The following is a 21,558-nucleotide window of genomic DNA, read 5'->3' as shown; positions in this document are numbered from 1 at the left end:
CATCCCTTTTTTCATCATTTTATTAACGGCGGTTGTTATAAACAGCCATTGCAGCAGGTAAATTCTTGCGCATTTCACCAATACGCTGTGAATTTGAAGGGTGAGTCGATAGGAATGACGGACCACCTGCACCTTCGAGTTTATTCATTTTTTCCCACAATGTAATTGCAGCCTGCGGGTTATAACCTGATTTAGCCATGAGCATGAGACCACCGTAATCGGCACGTGTTTCCAAATTACGAGAGTACGGTAGACCTACACCGACCTGACTGCCTAAATCGAGTGCAGCAGAGCCAAACTGACCTATACTGTCACCCGCATAGGCTTTGCCTAAATTCAGCGCTAAGCCAGTAAGATTTTGAGCACCAAGCTTACTTTTTGCATGCTCTTCTAAGGCGTGGGTCATTTCATGTCCCATTACGGCAGCAATTTCGTTGTCAGACAAATTAAGCTTATTGACAATTCCGGTATAAAACACAACTTTGCCGCCTGGCGCTACATATGCATTAATGGTATCCGACTTGATCACCGCCAGTTGCCATTGGAACGGCTGACCTGTCTGATTCATCTGGTTGGCATATGGAATCATACGCTGCATTACAGTATTAATACGTCGATAGGTCGATGAACTGGTATCGAGTATGCCTTTTTGCTGTGCTTCTTGTCGCATTTGCGAGAAACTTTGCGCTGCACTGGCATTTAAGGTCGCAGAATCTGTGCCTGAAAATTCACCTAAAGACGCACATCCAGAAAGTGAGATGGCTGTGGCCGCGCAAAAACCCATTAAAAATTTATTATTCATCGTTTTACTCCAGAACGCGACATGAACGAGTGTATGTCTCTGTTTTCGGGTGCATTATATTTAAAACATATCGAAGAATTGAGAAAACATCATAGGATTTATGTAACCAGTGTGATTAAACCACTACAAAGTACACCCAAGAGGCCAAACAACATAAGTCCACCACAAAGTAAAACTTCGATAATGGTTTGATTTTATCATCGAGTAGCACATTGTTGCGCTTGACCAGCAAATAGCTATTTTGAATGAGCACAACAGGAACCAGCACACAGGCGATAATTACGGTCAGACCAATAAATGCAGTCAAAATTAAATCGGGATTCTGGGTTTGAATGCGTGCAATCCACATGCCGATGGTGGGTGCACCGCCAATTGCAAACAATAATGAATAAAAAATAGTTTGTGCAATATTGGGCAAAATTTTCATTGATGGATTCTGCTTCTGTTCATCTTTAATGGTTGTTTTTATTTTAACAATATCCAAAAGAAAAGCTCCCTTAAGGAGCTTTTCTTTAGTCGTAGGTCACGGCATTTTCTTATGCAGAAAACGGATGACGCAATACAATCGTCTCTGCACGGTCTGGACCCGTCGAGATAATGTCGATTGGACAACCAATCAGTTGCTCAATACGTTTTACGTAGGCAATTGCATTGGCAGGTAACTGATCTACGCTGGTTAGACCTACTGTAGATTCCGTCCAGCCCGGCATGCTTTCATAGATAGGTTTCAAGCTCTCAAATGAAATCGCATCTGAAGAACCTGCGCAGCCTGAATCTGTATTTTCATAACCCACACAGATCTTCACTTCTTCCAAACCGTCTAAAACGTCGAGTTTAGTCAAGCAAATACCAGAAAGTGAGTTTACATCAACCGAACGACGCAAAATTTCTGCATCGAACCAGCCACAACGACGCTGACGACCAGTTGATGCACCAAATTCGTGACCCACAGTACCCAAGTGCTTACCAACTGCATCACCTTCATCGGTCGCTGCATTGTAAACCAATTCCGTTGGAAACGGACCAGAACCCACACGCGTGGTATATGCTTTGGTAATACCAAGCACATAGTCAAGGTGCAATGGCCCCATACCCGAACCAGAACTCACACCACCTGCTGTAGTGTTTGAGCTGGTAACAAACGGATATGTACCATGGTCGATATCAAGCAATGAACCTTGCGCACCTTCAAACATGATCGCTTTACCTTCTTTGCGGTAATCATGTAGAACTTTGGTGACATCAATGACAAGTGGTGCCAAAACTTCGCGCCATTCGTTGCATAGTGCAAGTACATCTTCAAACTTCACTTCTTCTACACCGTAGAATTGAGTGAGCTGGAAGTTGTGTAGCTCAAGCATTTCTTGAAGTTTTTCTTCAAGTGCTGCACCACCGCGAACCAAATCGGCAACACGTACTGCACGGCGCGCGACCTTATCTTCGTACGCTGGACCAATACCACGACCTGTTGTCCCGATTTTGGCATTGCCGCGCTTTTTCTCACGCGCTTGGTCAAGAGCAATGTGGTTTGGCAAAATAAGTGGACAGTTTGGAGAAATACGTAAACGTTCCTTCACAGGTACGCCTTCTTCTTCCAAAATTGCCATTTCTTTAATTAATGCAGCAGGTGAAAGTACCACGCCATTTCCAATTAAGCACAACACGTTTTCACGTAAAATGCCTGATGGAATGAGGTGCAATACAGTTTTCTTTCCACCTACGACAAGAGTATGCCCTGCATTGTGCCCGCCTTGATAACGTACGACTGCAGCCGCCTGATCTGTGAGCAGGTCGACGATCTTACCTTTACCTTCGTCGCCCCATTGGGTACCGAGTACCACAACATTTTTGCCCATAATAGCCTCATTACATCATGCTGTTAAAATTGAACATTTATTTGCCTTGCATGCTTGGCAAACAAACACTTAAATCTTGTGAATTGTCCATTGTGCTTGCGCAAACACCATCTGATGCGTTGCGTAAGGTACTGAACTTAAATCGTCGTTGCCAAGCAGTTGAATCACGCGTAATCCATTTTGACGTGCCTGTGCAATTGCAGCTTGTAACGCTGGTTCTTGTCCAGCAGGTGCCACCACAATGTCGATCTCTTTGAACTGCCCGCCACACAGTGCGTATAAGTCACAACTAAAACCTGTCGCAGGACGTGCGCGACCAAAGTGCTCACCAATGCCATCATAGCGCCCGCCTTGTGCAAGCGGTGCCGCACGATTCGGTGCGTAAACAGCATACATGAGGCCTGTGTGATAGTGGTAACTGCGTAGTTCAACCACATCAATGCCAATATGTAAATTTGGCCAGCGCGTTTGAATTTGTGTCAGTGTGGTTTTTAAATCATGCAGTGCACGGCTAAATGCGGTGTCACTTAACACATCTTGGCTTAAATGCTGCTCAAGCGCATTTAAGTCACTTGCATAACGTCCGAGTGCATAAAAATCCGAACCAAACGGCAGTGTTTTCGTCACTTGCTCAAGCTCCGGCAATGCCTTGCGTTGATACAAGTCAGATAAATCCTGTTCGGTTTGCTTGTTTAGGCCAGCACGTTTAACCAGACTACGAAACAGTCCAACATGTCCAAGATCTAGATGTAAACCATCTAGCTTTATAGCGTGCTGAATCAGTCCAAGCATCACATCGACCATTTCGATGTCTGCTTCTAGGCTTTCATGACCATAGAGCTCTGCACCGAGTTGTAATGGTGCACGCGTGGAATTGAAATTCTGTGGTTTTGTATGTAAGACCGTGCCGGCATAGCAATAGCGCGCTACACCGTCGATTGAGCGAACATGGGCATCAATACGTGCCACTTGTGGGGTCATGTCTGCACGAACACCCAGCAACCGCCCAGAAAGCTGATCGATCACCTTAAAAGTGACCAAATCAAGGTCATTGTTAGACTCTGATAATAAAGACAAAGATTCGATATATTCGATAAATGGTGTATATACCAGTTGATAACCTCGGGATGCGAGGAAATCGAGAGCTTGTCGGCGAAGTGTTTCGATTACTTGCGCTTGTTCGGGTAATACATCTGCAACCCCGTCAGGGAGCAACCATGTCTCTGAAATCGGCATGTTTCAAACCTAAAATCTGTTTAAGGCGGCATATAACCCGCATAAAAAAATCGGGAACACACCCGATTTCTCCTAGTCTAGCACGATACTTTCACGCATGCACCTGAGAATTTTAGGATTTATGACATATCCACAAATTTAATTCTGTTTCAGGTGCTTAAGCCTCAACCATGGAAGGATTCGCACAAATCGAGTAATCGATTTGCATAGCCCCACTCGTTATCGTACCACGCAAAAACCTTGGCCTGACGCCCTACTACGAGTGTCTGGGTTAAATCCACAATCAATGAATAAGGTGAATGATTAAAATCACTCGATACGAGCGGCTCGTCAGTAACGGCCATGATTTCGGTATAGTCGAGGCGCGCAGCATTACTGAGCACCTCATTTAAATGATGCACCGTAACCGCAGATTGTGCCACAAAACTCAGATCAATCGCGGCAACATTGATGGTTGGAACACGAATCGAATACCCTTCTATACGGTCTTCCATTTTAGGCAAAACACGCTTTAATGCACCTAAGGCACTCGATGTGGTCGGAATAATATTTTGACCCGATGCACGTGCCCGGCGTAAGTCTCGGTGTGCATGATCCAAAACAGCCTGATCGGCAGTGACAGCATGTATTTCAGTCATCAGTGCTGTTTCGATGCCAAATGCATCATCGATAATCTTGACCAAGGGAACCAACGCCTGCGTGGTACAGGACACACTGGAAATGATTCGATCTGTTGGTTTTACATCGGCGTGGTTGACACCGTACACAATCGCTGCATCGACTTTATCGAATGGCGCTGCACCGATAATCACACGTTTTGCCCCAGCGCCCAAATGCCGAATAGCATCGGCATGTGATCTAAACAATCCGGTACATTCTAGTACAACATCCACATCAAGCGCTTTCCAAGGCAGATTTTCAGGTGCTTCTTCACGATACACCTGTACTTTGAGTGTTCGCCCATGCGCCTGAATCGATAAATAAACCTGCTCACTTTCAATTTCGATGGCAACCTGACCATGAAAAGGTCCATGCGTGGTATCGTACTTAAATAGATGCGCGAGTGTTTTCACATCGGCAACATCATTTAATGCCACAATTTCAAAGTTAAACGACTTCGGATTTTCGAACCAAGCACGCAGAACATTTCGACCAATTCGACCAAAACCATTAATGGCAATACGTTGCATGGTAAATCCTTGACACACAAAAACTTAAACTGCATCTATGGTAATGGATTGACCCGATTGAAGATAGCCTTCCACTGTGCTTAAACGCTGCTTTATTATTTTTTAACCGGCCATGTTGATGTCTGATTTTAGAGTTAAAAGCGAATATCAAAATTAGATGCACATTTTTCAAACAAATAGATTGCTATACAAAGCGAGGCAATTTTGTATCAATTGATTGAAAAATAACTCTTATCTTGAGTTAGAGAATTTAAGATGCACAGTTCAGGGGTTAAATTGCACAGTTTTGTCATCATTTCTCTTTAAAATCATTGGTCGAATAGGTATTTTCCGTTATAATTTAGCGCTTTTAACATTTATGCCACGCCGCAATTTAGTGCTTGTTTAAAATCAATGATCAATACAAATTGCGTGCATATAGCCTATTAAGAATTTATGGAGTGACTTGGTTGTGAGTACTCGTTTTATGACATCAGCTGAAATCCGTGAAGCGTTTTTGCGTTATTTTGAATCGCAAGGCCACACACGCGTTGAATCGAGCTCACTTGTCCCAGCCAATGATCCAACACTTCTTTTTACCAATGCCGGAATGAACCAGTTTAAAGACTGCTTTTTGGGCCTTGAAAAACGTGATTATGTTCGTGCTACGTCGTCACAAAAGTGTGTCCGTGCAGGCGGCAAGCACAATGACCTCGATAACGTAGGTTATACCGCACGCCATCACACCTTTTTTGAAATGCTCGGCAACTTTTCTTTTGGTGATTATTTCAAGCGTGATGCACTGCATTTTGCATGGGATTTTCTGACCAGCGAGCAATGGTTAGGCCTACCAAAAGACAAACTGTATGTGACGGTTTATCACACCGATGATGAAGCCTACGACATCTGGAATAAAGACATCGGTATTGCAGCTGAGCGTATTATTCGTATCGGCGACAACAAAGGTGAAAAGTACGCCTCAGACAACTTCTGGGCCATGGGTGATACAGGCCCTTGCGGTCCTTGCTCAGAAATTTTCTATGATCATGGCGATCATATTTGGGGTGGTTTACCGGGTTCTCCAGAAGAAGATGGCGATCGTTTCATCGAAATCTGGAATAACGTCTTCATGCAGTTTAACCGTACCGCCGATGGTGTTTTACATCCGCTCCCAGCACCTGCGGTTGATACTGGCATGGGCCTTGAGCGAATCAGTGCAGTATTACAACATGTCAACTCCAACTACGACATCGACCTGTTTCAGCATTTGATCAAATCTGCCTGCGAGATTATTGGTGTTGAAGATAACGGCCAACCGTCATTACGTGTGGTTGCCGATCACGCCCGCTCTTGCTGCTTCCTGATTGCAGATGGTGTAAATCCATCAAATGAAGGCCGTGGTTATGTATTGCGTCGTATCATTCGTCGTGCAGTTCGCCATGGTAATAAATTGGGTGCAACAGGCTCGTTCTTCCACAAAATGCTACAGCCACTAATCGATGTGATGGGCGACGCTTATCCACAGCTTAAAACCGATCAAGCACGCATCGAAGCCACACTCCTTAAAGAAGAAGAACAGTTTGCCAAAACACTTGAGCAAGGTCTTAAATTACTTGAAGGTGAACTTGCTCAGCTTTCTGGCAAAGTGATTCCAGGCGAAACCGTTTTTAAACTATACGACACCTATGGTTTCCCAACAGATTTAACCGCAGATATCGCACGCGAACGTGATCTTGAAATCGATCAAATTGGTTTCGAGCGCGAAATGGAAGCACAGCGTCGCCGCGCACGTGATGCGGGCAAGTTTGCAGTCGACTACAACAGCATTGTGAAAGTTGATGGCGAAACTCAATTTGATGGTTATGATGCAACTTCGGGTCATGGCCAGATTATTGCCATCTATAAAGATGGTGAACAAGTTGACGAAATTGCAGAAGGTGATGAAGCCTTAATCGTGCTGAATCAGACACCATTTTATGCTGAAAGTGGCGGCCAAATTGGTGATACAGGTATTTTCAAAAACGATACCGGTATCTTTGAAGTACAAGACACTAAAAAATCTGGTGGTGCTTTTGTTCATCAAGGTATTGTTACCATGGGTAGCCTTAAAGCCACTCAACAAGTTGATGCGATTGTTAAAGCAGATTTGCGTGCTGCAACTGCCCGCAATCACTCTGCTACGCACTTGTTACACGCTGCCCTTCGTCAAATTTTAGGTACGCATGTACAGCAAAAAGGCTCTTTGGTTGCAAGCGATATCCTGCGTTTTGACTTTGCCAATGATCAACCTGTGAGTTTTGAACAATTACAGCAAGTTGAACAACTGGTTAATCGTGAAATTATTGCCAATACTGCTGTTGGTGTTGAAGTACTCGATATCGAGTCTGCCAAAGCCAAAGGCGCGATGATGCTTTTTGGTGAAAAGTATGGCGATGAAGTGCGCGTACTTTCAATGGGTTCGGTGATTGACGAGCGCAACTTCTCGATTGAACTCTGTGGTGGTATCCATGTACAGCGTACAGGCGATATCGGCTTGTTTAAGATTACATCTGAAGGCGGTGTGGCTGCAGGTGTACGTCGTATTGAGGCGGTTACAGGCACCAAGGCACTTGAAGTTATTCAAAAAGCAGACACTGATATTCAGCAAATTAATAGCTTACTAAAAGCTCAAAAAGATCAAACTGTTGAACGTGTTCACGCTGCTGTCGAACAAACATCAGCATTGCAAAAGCAAATTGAACAGCTTAACCAAAAGTTAGCAAACTTCCAGGCGGCTGAACTTTTAAGCCAAGTTCAGACCGTAGCAGGTCGTTCGACACTGATCACCACTGTGCAGAATATGGATGCGAAATCACTTCGCAACTTACATGACAGTGTGAAATCAAAATTAGAGGATGCAGTAATTGTACTGGCTGGAGTTGAAGGCGACAAAGTGAGCCTAATTGCCTCTGTTGCCAAACAGTTCACTGCCAATCTAAAAGCAGGCGATATCATTAAGCATCTTGCAACCGAACTAGGCGGCAAAGGCGGTGGTAAACCTGACTTAGCACAAGGTGGCGCGCCACTAAACGAGAAGTTTGAGCAAGTGATTGCAGCATTACCTGCATGGCTTGAACAGCACTAAAACTTCACTTTTGTGTAACTGACCCTGAATAAGCCTCTCAGGGTCATGGCTTATATGGAACAACTATGGCATTAATCGTTCAAAAATATGGCGGTACTTCTATGGGTACTCCCGAGCGCATTTTAAATGTTGCTCGTCGTGTGAAGCGTTGGCATGATCACGGCCACAAGGTTGTTGTGGTTGTATCGGCTATGAGTGGCGAAACCAATCGCCTACTTGCTCTCGCGAAAGCCATTACCGACACCCCTGACCCACGCGAGTTAGACCAGATGGTTTCAACCGGTGAACAGGTGACGATTTCGATGTTAGCAATGGCACTCAACTCGATTGGGGTCGAAGCTAAATCATATACAGGTCGTCAAGTTGGTATCAAAACAGACAGCGCTTACAATAAAGCACGTATTGAATCGATTGATACCGACGTGATGACCGCAGATCTTGACGAAGGACGTGTTCTTGTCGTTGCGGGTTTCCAAGGGGTAGATGAAAAAGGCAACACGACCACATTAGGTCGTGGCGGTTCAGATACTACAGGTGTTGCATTGGCTGCCGCACTCAAAGCAGACGAATGTCAGATTTATACCGATGTGGACGGTGTTTACACCACAGACCCACGTGTTGCACCAAAAGCCAAAAAAGTGGATCGTATTTCTTTTGAAGAAATGCTGGAAATGGCATCATTGGGTTCAAAAGTTCTACAGATTCGCTCTGTAGAGTTTGCAGGAAAATATCAAGTGCCCCTCCGTGTATTGTCAAGCTTTGACAACGACAACGACGGTGCATTTGATGAAGAATTTAAACAAAACGTAGGTACACTAATCACAACTGAGGCGGAAGATACAATGGAACAACCGATTATCTCTGGTATCGCATTTAATCGTGACGAAGCAAAATTAACTATTTTGGGTGTTCCAGATGAACCGGGTATCGCCGCTAAAATTTTAGTTCCTATCAGTGCTGCCAACATTGAAGTCGACATGATCGTTCAAAATGTTGAAGAAGATGGAACTACCGACTTTACCTTTACAGTAAACCGTGGTGATTTGGCTAAAGCCAAGAAAATTCTTGAAGAAACTGCTTCAACCATTGGTGCACGTGAAGTCTCAACCCGTGATGATATTGTAAAAGTATCGATTGTGGGTGTAGGCATGCGTTCACATGCAGGTGTTGCAAGTAAAATGTTCATGGCTTTAGCTGAAGAAAGCATCAATATTTTGATGATTTCGACGTCTGAAATCAAAGTTTCAGTCTTGATTGAAGAGAATTATTTAGAGCTTGCAGTGCGCACACTTCATACTGCTTTTGGTTTAGACCGCGAGCATGGTGAAAGCAGCGCACGTGCTTAATGATTAACCAGTTAAGCCGAAGTTAGTTCACTTTTCAAAGAATCGTGACAAAAAATCAGGGCCACTATAGTGTTTTTTATAGTGGCTCTGTTATATTAGCGCTAGAGGTTTTTAAGAAAATTTCAACAGAATTTATAAGAAATTCTCATTTTCTAATAATTCTGTTAAAATTCTCTCAATTCCGAGGTTGTGTTTTCACTTTTTGAAAAAACTATCGCAGGTTTAGCATTTTGCAAGGAGATAAACATGCTGATTCTTACCCGTCGTGTCGGGGAAACATTAATGATTGGGGATCAAGTCAGTGTAACTGTGCTTGGTGTTAAGGGGAATCAGGTACGTATTGGTGTGAATGCACCGAAAGAAGTATCGGTTCACCGTGAAGAAATTTATCAACGTATTCAACATGAACGCGCAATGCATGAACATCTTCAGCACCTAGATCAAGATTATCAGCCTTCTTTTGAAGACGATAACTACTCTCAAAATAACTTTAATCGCTAAAGTTTTATTTATACCCTCCCAAATTAAAGCGGCTAATTTAGCCGCTTTAAACATTTTAGCAATTTCACTTTTCTATTGGTCTTGGTTTAAGGCACGTTTAACGGGTGCATAACTGCGTCTGTGCTCATCAATGACACCATACTGAGCTATTGCCTCAAAATGTACCTTGGTTGGATATCCTTTATGTTTAGCAAAACCAAACAATGGATATTTTTGATCCAGTTCAACCATTTGGCGATCACGAGTCACTTTGGCTAAAATACTCGCAGCACTAATTTCGGCATGCGTTGCATCTCCAACGACAATCGCTTCACAGGCAATTGTCATTCCCTTTGGAATCTGATTGCCATCTACAATTACTTTCATGGGCTGCTGCTGCAAGCCATCAACCGCGCGTCGCATGGCTAAAAAAGTAGCTTGCAGGATGTTGAGCTCATCAATTTCAGTATGTGTAGCTTCAGCAATCGACCAAGCCAATGCTTTTTCCTGAATTTCAATAAACAACTTTTCACGTTTTTTTTCCGTTAATTTTTTAGAATCATTCAATCCAGCAATGGGATGATCAGGATCTAAAATCACGGCTGCCGCTACCACAGAACCGACTAAAGGGCCACGCCCTGCCTCATCGACTCCTGCAACAAATAGGTTGGTTTGTTCCAAAGTAAAACCCCAGATTGATTAGTTTAATTTAAGGTTTGTACCACACATTCACTCACGGTTTTAGTGACAATCTGATTGACGATAGTTGCTCGTGCAGCTGGGTCAAGACTGGCTGTTGCAATGTCCATCGTGGTCACACTATATGGTGCTTTTTCACTGACACAACCGCAAACTTCGGTTTGAATGCTTTGCTTTTGCTCGTTCGACATCACTTTGGTCGCACTTTTCCAAGCAGGTAAGGTTTCAATTTTATTCAGGCACTGAACATTGACCGCAACTTTTAAAGCTGCCATACCAAGTTGCGATGAACCAGAAGAGGTCTGTGCTGTTCCTGTGGTATCCATTGTGGTGCATGCAGTAAAAATCAAACATACAGGCAATACCATCAGCGCTAACTTTTTCAAGTGCTTCACCTTCAAAATTTAAATAGCGTATTGTGCCCAACTCCATCTATTTATGAAATAGCGTGATGCGCTTTAATCCGACAACTAGATCAAATCGTTCTGTTTAAAAGACACATCGTTACAAGTTCTTGGTTTTTAATCGCATCAAGACTTTTTATGATGGTGATATAAAAATGATGACCTTGTTGGGATTTAAAAAAATGGCTTCTTCCCCTCAGTATTACACGCGCACTGCTCAAATACTTCACTGGCTTATGGCGATTATCTTTATTGCCGCTTGGATGATTGGCTTTTATAGTGGCAACTTTTTAAGTTACGAAAACGATGGCAGCTTTAAAGGAGATGTGATTACGCTGCATAAAAACATTGCAACCACGATTATTTTTCTGGTGGTAATACGTCTTTTTTGGCGCTATACACATCCTGTTCCGCAGTTACCAGAGACTATGTCACCTGCGATGAAAACGTTTGCTCATATCGGGCATTTAGCGCTGTATCTTATTTTGCTTGCAATGCCGATTACAGGCTGCTTGTACAGCTGGAGTGCGGGCCACCCTGCACCTGTACTCTATTTATTTAATATCCCACAATTGATTGGAGAAAATCCTGAAGTCACCGCCATTGTAAAACCTCTACATATCTATATTTCATGGATTGCAGGATTCTTGGTGGTGGGGCATTTACTGGCAGCTTTAAAACATCATTTTATTGATAAAGATAACGTGCTCAGAAGTATGACACGACAACGCTAGACACAAAAAAAGCATCCCGAGAGGATGCTTTTTTCTTTTAAATGGCTTTGATTTCTTCAATCCATTTTTGCTTTTGCTCATCAGCAATAAATGACGCTTCAAACGAGTTAATCGCAAGTTGCTTTAGCTCATCTTGACTTAAATCTAAAGCCTCTTGAATGGCAACAAAGTTATCATTCATATATCCGCCAAAATAAGACGGATCATCAGAGTTCACCGTAACCTGCACGCCTTGCTGAAGCAAACGGCGAATGTTGTGCTGCTTCATGTCATCGACAACGCAAAGCTTGAGGTTACTGAGTGGACACACCGTGAGTGGCATTTTTTCCTGAATCAGACGTTGCATGAGTGCCGGATCTTCTTCAGAACGAACACCATGATCAATACGATTCACTTTGAGTAAATCTAAAGCTTCCCATACATATTCAGGTGGCCCTTCTTCACCAGCATGGGCGACAACCAAGAAGCCTTCTTCACGCGCTTTTTCAAAAACACGCTCGAACTTAGAAGGAGGATGTCCGACTTCACTTGAATCTAAGCCCACAGCAATAATATCTGATTTATACGGTAAAGCTTGTTCGAGCGTTTTAAATGCGTCTTCTTCGCTTAAATGGCGCAAGAAGCACATAATCAACTCAGAGCTAATTCCCAGTTGCTCTTTCGCATCTGCACAAGCGCGTTTTAAGCCGTTTAATACAATCTCAAAAGCAACGCCACGCTCAGTATGTGTTTGCGGATCGAAAAATATTTCTGTATGAACCACGCGGTCTTCCGCACATTTTTTAAAATATGCCCAAGCAAGATCATAAAAATCACGCTCATTAACCAGAACGTTAGCACCCGCGTAGTAGATATCTAAGAAAGATTGCAGATTGTGAAAGTTATACGCCTGTTTGATTTCCTCAACCGACTGGTACGGAATATCGATATGGTTACGCTGAGCAATTTCAAACATTAGCTCAGGTTCAAAAGTTCCTTCAATATGCACATGCAATTCTGCTTTCGGCAGGGCACGAATTAGTTCTGCTTGATTCATCCAAACTCCTTACAAAATAAAAAAGGGTGTAAGTCACTACACCCTTTAGTTTAAAACAAAAATTAACCACCAAATGCTGCAAATTTGAAAACCCAAAGTACAGCAACAATCCAGACCATATATGGTACGGTTTTAGCCTTACCAGTCAGCAATTTAATGATCGCATAGCTGATAAAACCCATTGCAATACCATCGGCAATTGAATAAGTAAATGGCATAAATACAATCGTGAGGAAAGCCGGTACCGCTTCTGTAATGTCGTCCCAATCAATATTGGTAATACCGTGAATCATGAGCACACCGACAAAGAGTAGCGCTGGTGCAGTCGCAAAACCAGGAACAGATTGAGCAAGCGGTGATAAAAACAAGCATGTTAGAAATAGCACAGCCACCACCACTGCGGTCAAACCCGTACGCCCACCTGCTGCTACGCCCGATGCCGATTCGATATATGGTGTTGTTGAAGATGTTCCCAAAGCTGCACCCGCAACAATTGCAGTTGAGTCGGCAAACAAGGCCTTTTTCAAACGTGGTAGCTTACCATCTTTGAGCAATCCGGCACGGTGCGAAACACCAACAAGTGTTCCGGTACTATCAAACAAATCGACCAAGAAAAACACAAAAATCACACCGATCATGGTTGCTGTAAACAGGCCTTCGAAGTCCATTTGCATAAATGTTGGTGCAATTGATGGGATGGCACCGACTACACCTTTTAGCTCATTTAAGCCGAGTAGCGTGGAAAGACCAGTAATCGCCAGAATACTGATAATAATTGCACCACGTACTTTTAACTGGTGCAAAACTACGATAATGATAAAACCAAGAAAGGCCAACAAGACAGTTGGAGATTTGAGATTACCTAACCCCACCAGTGTGGCAGGATTATCTACAATAATACCGGCATTTTTGAGTGCTACCAGCGCCAAAAATAAACCAATACCGCCACCAATAGCGAACTTAAGTGACATTGGAATCGCATTGACAATCGCTTCTCGGATTTTTAAGAAACTAATCGCCAAGAAAACAAGACCAGAAATGAAAACGGCAGCCAAAGCTGTCTGCCAAGGCACACCCATACCCAAACATACAGAATAGGTGAAATATGCATTTAAGCCCATGCCCGGTGCCAATGCGATTGGATAGTTGGCAATCAAGCCCATGACCAAACAACCAATTGCTGCAGCCAAACAGGTTGCAACAAAGACAGCACCGTAGTTCATTCCCGTTTCTGAAAGAATGATCGGGTTTACAATAATGATGTAACACATGGTCAAAAATGTGGTTACACCTGCAAGTACTTCAGTTCTGAAGTTTGTCTTGTTTTCGCTTAGCTTAAACAAGCGCTCAAGCAAACCTACTGAAGGATTAGGAGTGGTCATATCATCGCCCTATGAGAAAATTGAGCATTTCGTAATTCTGCGATCATGTTTACAGGCCATGTTAAAAGCACTGTACTGCACATGAAAAATCTGTTTAGGCCTGAGCAAATACTATGCCATCAGCTTGATTATTATTTATTTAAAATAATCAGTATGCTGGCTTTGGATAATGACAAAGGCTCCCCCAACAGAAAAAAGCCGCATGAGCATGCGGCTTTTTCAACCTAACGATTAAGTAATTCAGCCCCAATTGCTGTCTTTTAATCACTTAATACTTGACGGTGGATTATAACAGATTGATTTTATTTTGTTTATTTTTTTATAAATACGTGTTTTTCTAAATTAATCGTGCAACAAATCAATTACTTATTTTTCCCGACGGTCAACTTTAAAGTTAAAACTGCTCTTGAGTTGTACGCTCAGTTAGAAATTTGTGATTGATATGATTCGGATTGGCTTCAATCATTTTTATACCTTTTTCGGCATCTTTAATGATATGCAATATTTCTTGGCGTTTTTTGGCACGAGAATCTATATAGATCCCATAACCCAAGACCAATACAAGCCCAACAACGGACACAGCAGCTATTTTTTTCATATCTTAAAAATCTTATCAGTAAAATGAATTTTTCAGACGCTCGACTGATGCAAACGCCACTTTGTGCCTACCATTTTATAGACACGCTATTAAACTATAAAACAACACTTTTTGACTACATTTTTGTGACTTAATTCACACTTATTCGCATTATTACTGTGCAAATGTCTTATTTTTGTCATTTATATCATGACATTAAAGGCATCATTTTATCTCTATCATACGATGCTTAGTTGATCATACTCTGATTACATTAAATCACAAAGAGCGCACTGTAGATTTTTAAGATATATACATTTTTCCTTCAAGCTCAGGCTTTAATATGGCCCTTTATTTTACTTTTCCTCTCAAGCTCATCTTGGCAGCATGCACGCCCAACCTGTATTTTCATACCTGCATGTGTTAACCTACGCGCTTCAAAACCCACCTCCTCGATTTATTTACATGATCCTTACGCCACCTTAATTGATCTTCTTTTAGTTCTCATCAATTGAAATCATCACTGTCTGGTGATGTGGTGTAGTCGTGTGTAAATATCACATCGCTAGCCTGTACGAAATAAAAAATTTTATAGGCTTTTTATGTTTGCTCAAATTCAACAGCAATGGCTCTCCAATATTCGTGGAGATGTTCTCGCTGGTTTAGTTGTTGGTCTTGCACTGATTCCTGAAGCAATCGCTTTTTCTATTATTGCAGGTGTCGATCCACAGGTTGGCCTTTACGCTTCTTTTTCGATGGCAGTGATCATCGCATTTGTAGGTGGTCGACCAGCCATGATCTCAGCCGCCACTGGCGCGATGGCTTTGCTCATGGTGACGTTGGTCAAAGAACATGGACTGGACTATCTGTTTGCAGCCACAATTTTAACCGGGATTATTCAAATTATTGCGGGGCAGCTGAAACTGGCCAAGCTGATGCGCTTTGTGTCTAAGTCGGTTGTAATCGGTTTTGTAAACGCACTGGCCATTTTAATTTTTATGGCTCAACTCCCCGAACTGATACATGTCTCATCTTGGGTATATGTGTTCGTTGCGCTTGGATTAGCCATTATTTACTTGTTTCCATACTTGCCCGTGATTGGAAAGCTTGTTCCCTCCCCATTGGTATGTATTGTTTTAATTACTCTCATCGCCTATTTAATGGGTGTAGATGTACGCACCGTTGGCGATATGGGGAATCTTCCCAATCAATTACCGCACTTTTTTATCCCTAATATTCCTTGGAATCTTGATACATTATGGATCATTCTGCCCTATTCCTGTGCAATGGCTGCAGTCGGCTTACTCGAGTCGATGATGACCGCCACAATTGTAGATGAACTGACCGACAGTGCCAGCAACAAGCATCAAGAATGTAAAGGTCAAGGTATTGCCAATATCGTTACGGGGATGATGGGTGGTATGGCCGGTTGCGCCATGATTGGACAGTCGATGATTAATGTAAAATCTGGTGCACGCACTCGACTCTCTACCCTAGTTGCGGGTGTGTTTTTGCTGATTTTAGTGGTGTTTATTAGTGACTGGCTCAAGATCATCCCTATGGCAGCTTTGGTTGCTGTCATGATCATGGTTTCGATCAGTACCTTCGATTGGGGATCAGTCAAAAATATTCGCCGCAACCCAACAACAAGTACTGTGGTGATGCTGGCAACCGTGGTAGTGGTAGTGGCTACCCATAACTTGGCGATTGGCGTATTGGTGGGTGTTTTACTGTCGGCATTATTTTTGGCACAAAAACTTGAAAATGATGTACATATTGAAACCTCCCGTACAGACAACATTCGCCACTATGATGTACGCGGTCAACTTTTTTTTAGTTCATCAGAGCGCTTTGCACATGCATTTGATTTTTCTGAGGATGTTACGCATGTGGTGATTGATTTGACCCATGCACATATCTGGGATGTCACCACCGTGGCAACATTAGACAGCATTGTAGATAAATTCAAGAAAAATGGCGTTTTGGTGAGCGTAAGAGGTTTAAACGAAGCCAGCTCGATCATGATTGAACAATATGGTACCCACTCGAAGATATAAATACGTCGAAAATCACCCATGCAGGATTAAATCTGCATGGATGATTATTCATTTAAAACTGATAACCAAAGCGCAATAAAACATTGCGTGGCGTACCCGGTAGTTCAGCCGAGCGCCAGTACTGCTTGTCGGTTACATTGTTTACTGCAAGCGTCACGTTCCAAGGTGCAAAGCTATAGCCAATTGCTGCATCGAGTCGTGCAAAGCCATTGATATGTACAGGCGTGCTGTTTAAATTACCATTTTGGTAAGCGTAAAACGAACCTTGATAAGTTACTCCTGTCTCAAAATACAGATTTTCAGTTGGCAAATAACGAACAAATAGATTTGCTGTATTTTTAGAGACTTTATCTAGAGGATTATTCTCTGTTAGCGGATATTGAATATTTTCTTTTACCTTTGCATCGGTATAGCCATAACCACCGCGGATAAACACGTTATCGCGTAATCGGCCAATAAAGCTAAATTCTGCTCCACGTGCCTCATGCTCGCCTGCAACAGCCCACAGATCAGGGTTGTTAATGGCATCGGGTTGATAGCGAATATTGTGTTTACGAATGTCATAAACCGAAAATTGCGTGCTCAAACGCTGATCAAGCCAGTCACTTTTAATTCCAACCTCAAATTGATCGTTGTATTGAGGCTCGGCATTGACCACACTACTCGAAACAGCGTTCACACCTATTGAACCACCAAATGGTGCAAAACTACGACTATACGACGTATAAATACTATGTGCATCGAGAGGCTGCCAAACTAAACCGATATTTGGACTAAACGTGCCTTCAGATTTTGAATAGTATTCATCTACGGCCAGCTTGTTTCTGATTTTAACCTGTGTAGATGAATCATAGATATCGTATCGGGCACCGAGCATCAGTTGTAACGAAGCGTTTAAGCGAATCAAATCTTGGGCAAAAAACCCTAAATTTAATGCTTCACTATAATTCTGAGTGGTGATCTGAGCATTTGCACGATCAAAAGTTTCAATGGTATCACCCGTGTACGGGTTGAAATACCCATATAATTGCGTACTGCCACTCGAATAATTCCCCAGTCTTGGCTCACGTGTCTCTTTAGTAACATCGGCCCCTAAAAGTACACGATGTTCGAAACGCCCAGTATTAAACACACCTGTTAAGTCAAAAGTATTGGTGATGGTTTTATTGGTGGTCTGTTGCCATGCATAGCTTTGACGAATGTAGCCCGGATATAAACATGTCGCGCTTTTTGTGGCGCAGTAAGTTCCACCAAAATAATTATCAAAATCTTGGGACGCTTCGCGGTAACTTAAAGCCCAATGAAAGTTCCAATTGGTCGCATATTGATATTTCAAATCAGTGCGAATCAAGTGTAATTCATCATCGATATAATCACCATCGTGCGCAAAACCTTGCTTAATTGAAGGATACACACCACTTTTTGCCAAATCAAAATAAGATGGGCCGCGGTCTGGAATCCGATGCAATTTGTCGTAGGTATATTGAGTGGTCCAAATGACTGTCTGGTCATCATTACGATAAGTCACACTGGGTGAGGCCATCACCTGCCGTTGCTGAATTCCGCGCCTAAAGCTGTCTGTTTCACCATATTCACTGGTTAGGCGTACCGCCCAGTTTTGATCAATCGCCTGATTTAAATCAATCGTTGTTCCGCGGTTGTTCCAAGAGCCGAGGTAGCCACCTACCGTACTTTTCGAATCGAAGTTGGCATATTTGCTGACCATATTGATCACACCACCTCCACCACTACGACCGTAAAGTACCGAAGCTGGGCCTTTTAAAATTTCAATTCGTTCAATATTGGCCGTACTACGACGAATTTGCCCGCTGTCACGGATACCGTCTCGATATATATCACTGGTGTCGGCGTTGAATCCTCTAAGCACAATCCCATCACCGCGTGTATCATAATTGGTGGTCACACCCGGTGTACCTTGTAACATCACACTTAAATCATTGGCACCATAAATCTTATACTTTTGCACATCAATGGTATCAATGGTCTGAGGTATATCTTTCTTATCTAGACCATTTCGTGTCACATTGGCTTGAGCATAATCCACATAGCTTTTGATCGGGTCAAGCTCGCTCATCGCTTCCAACGTCAGAGTTGGCATCACGGCAGTCGAATTTTTAACATCTTCATTTTGATTGGCAAAAGCGTATTGTGTTTGCACAATCATAAGACTAAGCAAGCTCAATCTGAAGGCTGCGGTTCCTGGCTGTTTAAAAAAACGTTTCTGAATCATCGGCGCAATATCCAAAGTGGGGATACAAATCGCAAATATTAATAAAAAACATTCCCATTTGCATTACTTTTTTTATACAATTTCTTAAATTTTACTTACAAACCAATCTCATATTATTTATTTGGTTTTATACCTAGAATTCGAATTTAAATCATTTACATATCATTTATTTGTTTAAATATATATTTAAAGTCTATCCATTCATTACAGATCTCGATTTATATATGTATAGAAATACATCAAAATATATATTTCAAATAAATCTTTCATTTTCATTAAATTAAAAAAAATAAAAAAAGAAGCTTTTTGCAATTTTCTTTTCTTCTATTTTTATTATAAATATAAGCCTTAAAAACTTTATGACTTGATAATTAATTTAAAAGTTAAAACACGGTTAACGATTTAAGGAACCTATTTAGATGAATATTATTTTGATCGATCTAAGCCAGTCTCCCTCGAAAAACTTGGGATTAAAAACGATTGGCATTTCTCCTCAAGTAGGCGAATGGATTGAACTAGATCACGATAAGAGCTCCGCCATCTACGAAATTTTAACTATTGTGCATAAAGTAGATCGTACACCCGAAGTTTATGTACGCTATTTAGGCCACCTTCCCGAATTAATTCGCCAGCGTTTCTCTGTCGGTCAGAGCTTTAGTCTAGAAAGATGGGACAAATGCTTTAATTAAATCTAGAAAATCCAATGCGCATTAAACTGCGCATTGAGTTCAAAAATCTTCAAAGATACCGTCAATAACGAGCATGCTAAATTGCAGACACTTTAGATACTTAAGTTATTTTTTCAGCGTATCTACACGATTATAAATATTATCATTGCTTATCTTAACAATTTGAATTTGGTCATTATTTTAATAAAAAACTGATAGCATTCAGGTTAAACAAAAGAAGATGAAAAAAATTCAAAAAGATATTTAAAATCATTTTTCTCAGTTTATCTTATTGTAATTGGTCTTGTGGTTATTTGTATTTGATTTTATTATAAAATTAAAGGAAGATGATGCTTGGATTGTCCATCTGAGCTTAATCACTCTTTCGCACATTACATAACAATTACGCATAACATAGGAATAAACATTATGAGTTACCAACATATCTTAGTTCCCGTTGACGGCTCTGAAATTTCTTTAGCAGCATTCGAACATGCTGCATCGCTCGCCAAAGCTTTTGGTAGCAAATTAACTGCAATTAGCTTATTGGCTGAGGATCCGTTTAGCGGTGTCGATTTTTACTATGTATCCCCGATTATGAAAGACTATTTCATTGAAGCACAGGCAAAAGCACAAGAAACCTTGGCATATGTAAAAAGCACTGCGACTGTGCATGGTATTGAGGTCGAAACACAGATCGTAAAAGGTGAAGTGTCTGCTGAAGGTATCATTAAGGCTGCTGAAGATTTGAAGATTGATTTGATTGTGATGGGCTCACACGGTCGTAAAGGTGTTCAAAAGTTTTTCTTAGGTAGCTTTGCTCAAGATGTGCTAGGGAACACTGAACTTCCTGTTTTAATTGTAAAAAAATAGACCATATTTGGCTCTGCTCATCATTAATGTGTCAGAGCCGAATTTTTTAACTCGAATTAATTAATTTTAATGCACTTCAATCAAACGATTGAATGCTGCGATTACCCGCTTTGCAAAGAATACGATAACATAGTAGCTTCTACAGCATTAGTATTTAAGGCGAGCGATCATGTCACTTCGTAAAGGCATATACCAGCATTATAAAGGTCAGCTTTACCAAGTTTTGCATGTTGCAAAACACAGCGAGACTGAAGAAGAATTGGTGATTTATCAGTGTTTATACGGAGATTACTCCATTTGGGCACGCCCGCTCACCATGTTTATTGAAACCGTAGAACACGATAACGAAATCAAACCACGCTTTCAGTTTTTACATTGTATAGACTAACGCTGGCTTATAAAATCGAAAGTCGATTAAAGTGTAAGTCAAATTCAATATACTTGTGAATGAAAGCTGCTTTATCGGTCGCACGTAATAAATTGTCATAGATAAATACAGGTACAGGATGGTATAAGGCCCCTGTACCATTCTCATAAAAAATTTTAAGATGGCGTGATATTGCATCGTATTGCCATGACTTAACACTCACCAGTTGCTGCATATAAGCTCCTTTTTCATACAAAAAGATCACTTTTTAGGCATCTTTTATTCTTTTGACATTACAAGAATCTGAATCGCGCACAAAGAGAATATTTGTAAAGTGAATGAGCTGTTAAATAAAATTTTGCTGACTAAAAGCCACCTTTATTCAAAAAACCGATTGTATTGATAAAAACATACCGTTTCACCTATCAATGCATTTATCTTATTCTTCTCAATAAGTTAAATTATTTACTCCTTTGGAGCTGTTAGGCATGTTAGAC

Annotated in this window: 20 protein-coding genes; 8 read left to right on the top strand and 12 right to left on the bottom strand. The window is 41.6% G+C overall.

Annotation, left to right across the window (positions count from 1 at the left end; all coding sequences use genetic code 11):
- Positions 1-22: 22 nt before the first annotated feature.
- The 5 genes from ADA42_RS05645 to ADA42_RS05625 form a co-directional block, all read right to left on the bottom strand.
- Entirely contained in the window at positions 23-802 is a 780-nt protein-coding gene (locus ADA42_RS05645) for a M48 family metallopeptidase (RefSeq protein ID WP_004936586.1), read from the bottom strand.
- A gap of 115 nt (positions 803-917) precedes the next feature.
- On the bottom strand, positions 918-1,229 hold the full coding sequence (locus tag ADA42_RS05640) for a hypothetical protein (protein WP_004946486.1): 312 nt from the start codon (positions 1,227-1,229) through the stop codon (positions 918-920).
- A 109-nt stretch (positions 1,230-1,338) separates the two neighbouring features.
- Entirely contained in the window at positions 1,339-2,658 is a 1,320-nt protein-coding gene (locus ADA42_RS05635) for an adenylosuccinate synthase (RefSeq protein ID WP_004936582.1), read from the bottom strand.
- A gap of 69 nt (positions 2,659-2,727) precedes the next feature.
- Positions 2,728-3,894 (bottom strand): ATP phosphoribosyltransferase regulatory subunit, encoded by a 1,167-nt coding sequence (locus tag ADA42_RS05630; protein ID WP_004936579.1) that lies wholly within the window; start codon positions 3,892-3,894, stop codon positions 2,728-2,730.
- Between the two features lie 164 nt (positions 3,895-4,058).
- Positions 4,059-5,084, bottom strand: a complete 1,026-nt coding sequence (locus ADA42_RS05625) for a type I glyceraldehyde-3-phosphate dehydrogenase (RefSeq protein WP_025094819.1) — start codon at positions 5,082-5,084, stop codon at positions 4,059-4,061.
- Positions 5,085-5,550: 466 nt separating this feature from the next.
- Between ADA42_RS05625 and alaS the strand changes: the two genes are divergently transcribed.
- The 3 genes from alaS to csrA all read left to right on the top strand — a co-directional run bounded on the left by alaS (position 5,551) and on the right by csrA (position 10,034).
- On the top strand, positions 5,551-8,187 hold the full coding sequence (alaS, locus tag ADA42_RS05620) for an alanine--tRNA ligase (protein WP_004936572.1): 2,637 nt from the start codon (positions 5,551-5,553) through the stop codon (positions 8,185-8,187).
- A gap of 65 nt (positions 8,188-8,252) precedes the next feature.
- A complete protein-coding gene (locus tag ADA42_RS05615; protein ID WP_004936569.1) occupies positions 8,253-9,533 on the top strand; it encodes an aspartate kinase in 1,281 nt (426 codons plus the stop codon).
- Between the two features lie 246 nt (positions 9,534-9,779).
- The gene (csrA, locus tag ADA42_RS05610; protein ID WP_004925987.1) at positions 9,780-10,034 is read left to right on the top strand and encodes a carbon storage regulator CsrA; all 255 of its coding nucleotides are present in this window, start codon (positions 9,780-9,782) and stop codon (positions 10,032-10,034) included.
- Positions 10,035-10,106: 72 nt separating this feature from the next.
- Here the strand turns inward: csrA and rnhB are convergent, their stop codons facing one another.
- Complete coding sequence (gene rnhB / locus ADA42_RS05605) at positions 10,107-10,694, bottom strand: ribonuclease HII (RefSeq protein WP_048764013.1); 588 nt, start codon at positions 10,692-10,694, stop codon at positions 10,107-10,109.
- A gap of 23 nt (positions 10,695-10,717) precedes the next feature.
- Positions 10,718-11,098, bottom strand: coding sequence for a hypothetical protein (locus ADA42_RS05600; RefSeq protein WP_004936563.1), 381 nt, complete (start codon positions 11,096-11,098; stop codon positions 10,718-10,720).
- A 200-nt stretch (positions 11,099-11,298) separates the two neighbouring features.
- On the opposite strand from ADA42_RS05600, the gene ADA42_RS05595 reads away from it, so the two are divergent.
- Positions 11,299-11,850, top strand: a complete 552-nt coding sequence (locus ADA42_RS05595) for a cytochrome b (RefSeq protein ID WP_004946473.1) — start codon at positions 11,299-11,301, stop codon at positions 11,848-11,850.
- Between the two features lie 37 nt (positions 11,851-11,887).
- On the opposite strand, the gene ADA42_RS05590 is transcribed toward ADA42_RS05595, so the two are convergent.
- The 3 genes from ADA42_RS05590 to ADA42_RS05575 form a co-directional block, all read right to left on the bottom strand.
- The gene (locus ADA42_RS05590) at positions 11,888-12,886 is read right to left on the bottom strand and encodes an adenosine deaminase (RefSeq protein WP_004936559.1); all 999 of its coding nucleotides are present in this window, start codon (positions 12,884-12,886) and stop codon (positions 11,888-11,890) included.
- A gap of 62 nt (positions 12,887-12,948) precedes the next feature.
- Positions 12,949-14,268 (bottom strand): NCS2 family permease, encoded by a 1,320-nt coding sequence (locus ADA42_RS05585; RefSeq protein ID WP_048764011.1) that lies wholly within the window; start codon positions 14,266-14,268, stop codon positions 12,949-12,951.
- 394 nt (positions 14,269-14,662) lie between these two features.
- Positions 14,663-14,866, bottom strand: coding sequence for a hypothetical protein (locus ADA42_RS05575; protein WP_048764009.1), 204 nt, complete (start codon positions 14,864-14,866; stop codon positions 14,663-14,665).
- 581 nt (positions 14,867-15,447) lie between these two features.
- Here ADA42_RS05575 and ADA42_RS05570 point away from each other — a divergent pair.
- Positions 15,448-16,902: a SulP family inorganic anion transporter gene (locus ADA42_RS05570; RefSeq protein WP_048764007.1), complete on the top strand. Its 1,455-nt coding sequence runs from the start codon at positions 15,448-15,450 to the stop codon at positions 16,900-16,902.
- 52 nt (positions 16,903-16,954) lie between these two features.
- Here ADA42_RS05570 and ADA42_RS05565 read toward each other — a convergent pair whose 3' ends face one another.
- Positions 16,955-19,153 (bottom strand): TonB-dependent receptor, encoded by a 2,199-nt coding sequence (locus tag ADA42_RS05565; protein WP_048764006.1) that lies wholly within the window; start codon positions 19,151-19,153, stop codon positions 16,955-16,957.
- Between the two features lie 419 nt (positions 19,154-19,572).
- Between ADA42_RS05565 and ADA42_RS05560 the strand changes: the two genes are divergently transcribed.
- From ADA42_RS05560 to ADA42_RS05550, 3 genes are all read left to right on the top strand, one after another.
- On the top strand, positions 19,573-19,842 hold the full coding sequence (locus ADA42_RS05560; RefSeq protein ID WP_004936547.1) for a hypothetical protein: 270 nt from the start codon (positions 19,573-19,575) through the stop codon (positions 19,840-19,842).
- A gap of 408 nt (positions 19,843-20,250) precedes the next feature.
- The gene (locus tag ADA42_RS05555) at positions 20,251-20,694 is read left to right on the top strand and encodes a universal stress protein (protein ID WP_025094238.1); all 444 of its coding nucleotides are present in this window, start codon (positions 20,251-20,253) and stop codon (positions 20,692-20,694) included.
- A gap of 169 nt (positions 20,695-20,863) precedes the next feature.
- Positions 20,864-21,082, top strand: a complete 219-nt coding sequence (locus tag ADA42_RS05550) for a DUF1653 domain-containing protein (RefSeq protein ID WP_048764004.1) — start codon at positions 20,864-20,866, stop codon at positions 21,080-21,082.
- 7 nt (positions 21,083-21,089) lie between these two features.
- Here ADA42_RS05550 and ADA42_RS05545 read toward each other — a convergent pair whose 3' ends face one another.
- Positions 21,090-21,296, bottom strand: a complete 207-nt coding sequence (locus ADA42_RS05545; RefSeq protein ID WP_004936538.1) for a KTSC domain-containing protein — start codon at positions 21,294-21,296, stop codon at positions 21,090-21,092.
- Positions 21,297-21,558: the final 262 nt, after the last annotated feature.

Source organism: Acinetobacter sp. 243_ASPC, from assembly GCF_001054715.1.
Taxonomy (GTDB): Bacteria; Pseudomonadota; Gammaproteobacteria; order Pseudomonadales; family Moraxellaceae; genus Acinetobacter; species Acinetobacter soli.
Note: the sequence above shows the minus strand (reverse complement) of the source record. Positions and strands in the feature narration are given on the sequence as shown.

Excerpts from the sequence above, each read along its gene's own strand:
- ADA42_RS05570 (WP_048764007.1), top strand. The coding sequence starts at position 15,448 with ATGTTTGCTCAAATTCAACAGCAATGGCTCTCCAATATTCGTGGAGAT.
- ADA42_RS05585 (WP_048764011.1), bottom strand. The coding sequence starts at position 14,268 with ATGACCACTCCTAATCCTTCAGTAGGTTTGCTTGAGCGCTTGTTTAAG.
- ADA42_RS05615 (WP_004936569.1), top strand. The coding sequence starts at position 8,253 with ATGGCATTAATCGTTCAAAAATATGGCGGTACTTCTATGGGTACTCCC.
- ADA42_RS05645 (WP_004936586.1), bottom strand. The coding sequence starts at position 802 with ATGAATAATAAATTTTTAATGGGTTTTTGCGCGGCCACAGCCATCTCA.
- ADA42_RS05550 (WP_048764004.1), top strand. The coding sequence starts at position 20,864 with ATGTCACTTCGTAAAGGCATATACCAGCATTATAAAGGTCAGCTTTAC.
- ADA42_RS05590 (WP_004936559.1), bottom strand. The coding sequence starts at position 12,886 with ATGAATCAAGCAGAACTAATTCGTGCCCTGCCGAAAGCAGAATTGCAT.
- ADA42_RS05635 (WP_004936582.1), bottom strand. The coding sequence starts at position 2,658 with ATGGGCAAAAATGTTGTGGTACTCGGTACCCAATGGGGCGACGAAGGT.
- ADA42_RS05575 (WP_048764009.1), bottom strand. The coding sequence starts at position 14,866 with ATGAAAAAAATAGCTGCTGTGTCCGTTGTTGGGCTTGTATTGGTCTTG.
- ADA42_RS05625 (WP_025094819.1), bottom strand. The coding sequence starts at position 5,084 with ATGCAACGTATTGCCATTAATGGTTTTGGTCGAATTGGTCGAAATGTT.
- ADA42_RS05560 (WP_004936547.1), top strand. The coding sequence starts at position 19,573 with ATGAATATTATTTTGATCGATCTAAGCCAGTCTCCCTCGAAAAACTTG.
- ADA42_RS05630 (WP_004936579.1), bottom strand. The coding sequence starts at position 3,894 with ATGCCGATTTCAGAGACATGGTTGCTCCCTGACGGGGTTGCAGATGTA.
- ADA42_RS05640 (WP_004946486.1), bottom strand. The coding sequence starts at position 1,229 with ATGAAAATTTTGCCCAATATTGCACAAACTATTTTTTATTCATTATTG.
- ADA42_RS05595 (WP_004946473.1), top strand. The coding sequence starts at position 11,299 with ATGGCTTCTTCCCCTCAGTATTACACGCGCACTGCTCAAATACTTCAC.
- ADA42_RS05555 (WP_025094238.1), top strand. The coding sequence starts at position 20,251 with ATGAGTTACCAACATATCTTAGTTCCCGTTGACGGCTCTGAAATTTCT.
- ADA42_RS05545 (WP_004936538.1), bottom strand. The coding sequence starts at position 21,296 with ATGCAGCAACTGGTGAGTGTTAAGTCATGGCAATACGATGCAATATCA.
- ADA42_RS05565 (WP_048764006.1), bottom strand. The coding sequence starts at position 19,153 with ATGATTCAGAAACGTTTTTTTAAACAGCCAGGAACCGCAGCCTTCAGA.
- alaS (WP_004936572.1), top strand. The coding sequence starts at position 5,551 with ATGACATCAGCTGAAATCCGTGAAGCGTTTTTGCGTTATTTTGAATCG.
- csrA (WP_004925987.1), top strand. The coding sequence starts at position 9,780 with ATGCTGATTCTTACCCGTCGTGTCGGGGAAACATTAATGATTGGGGAT.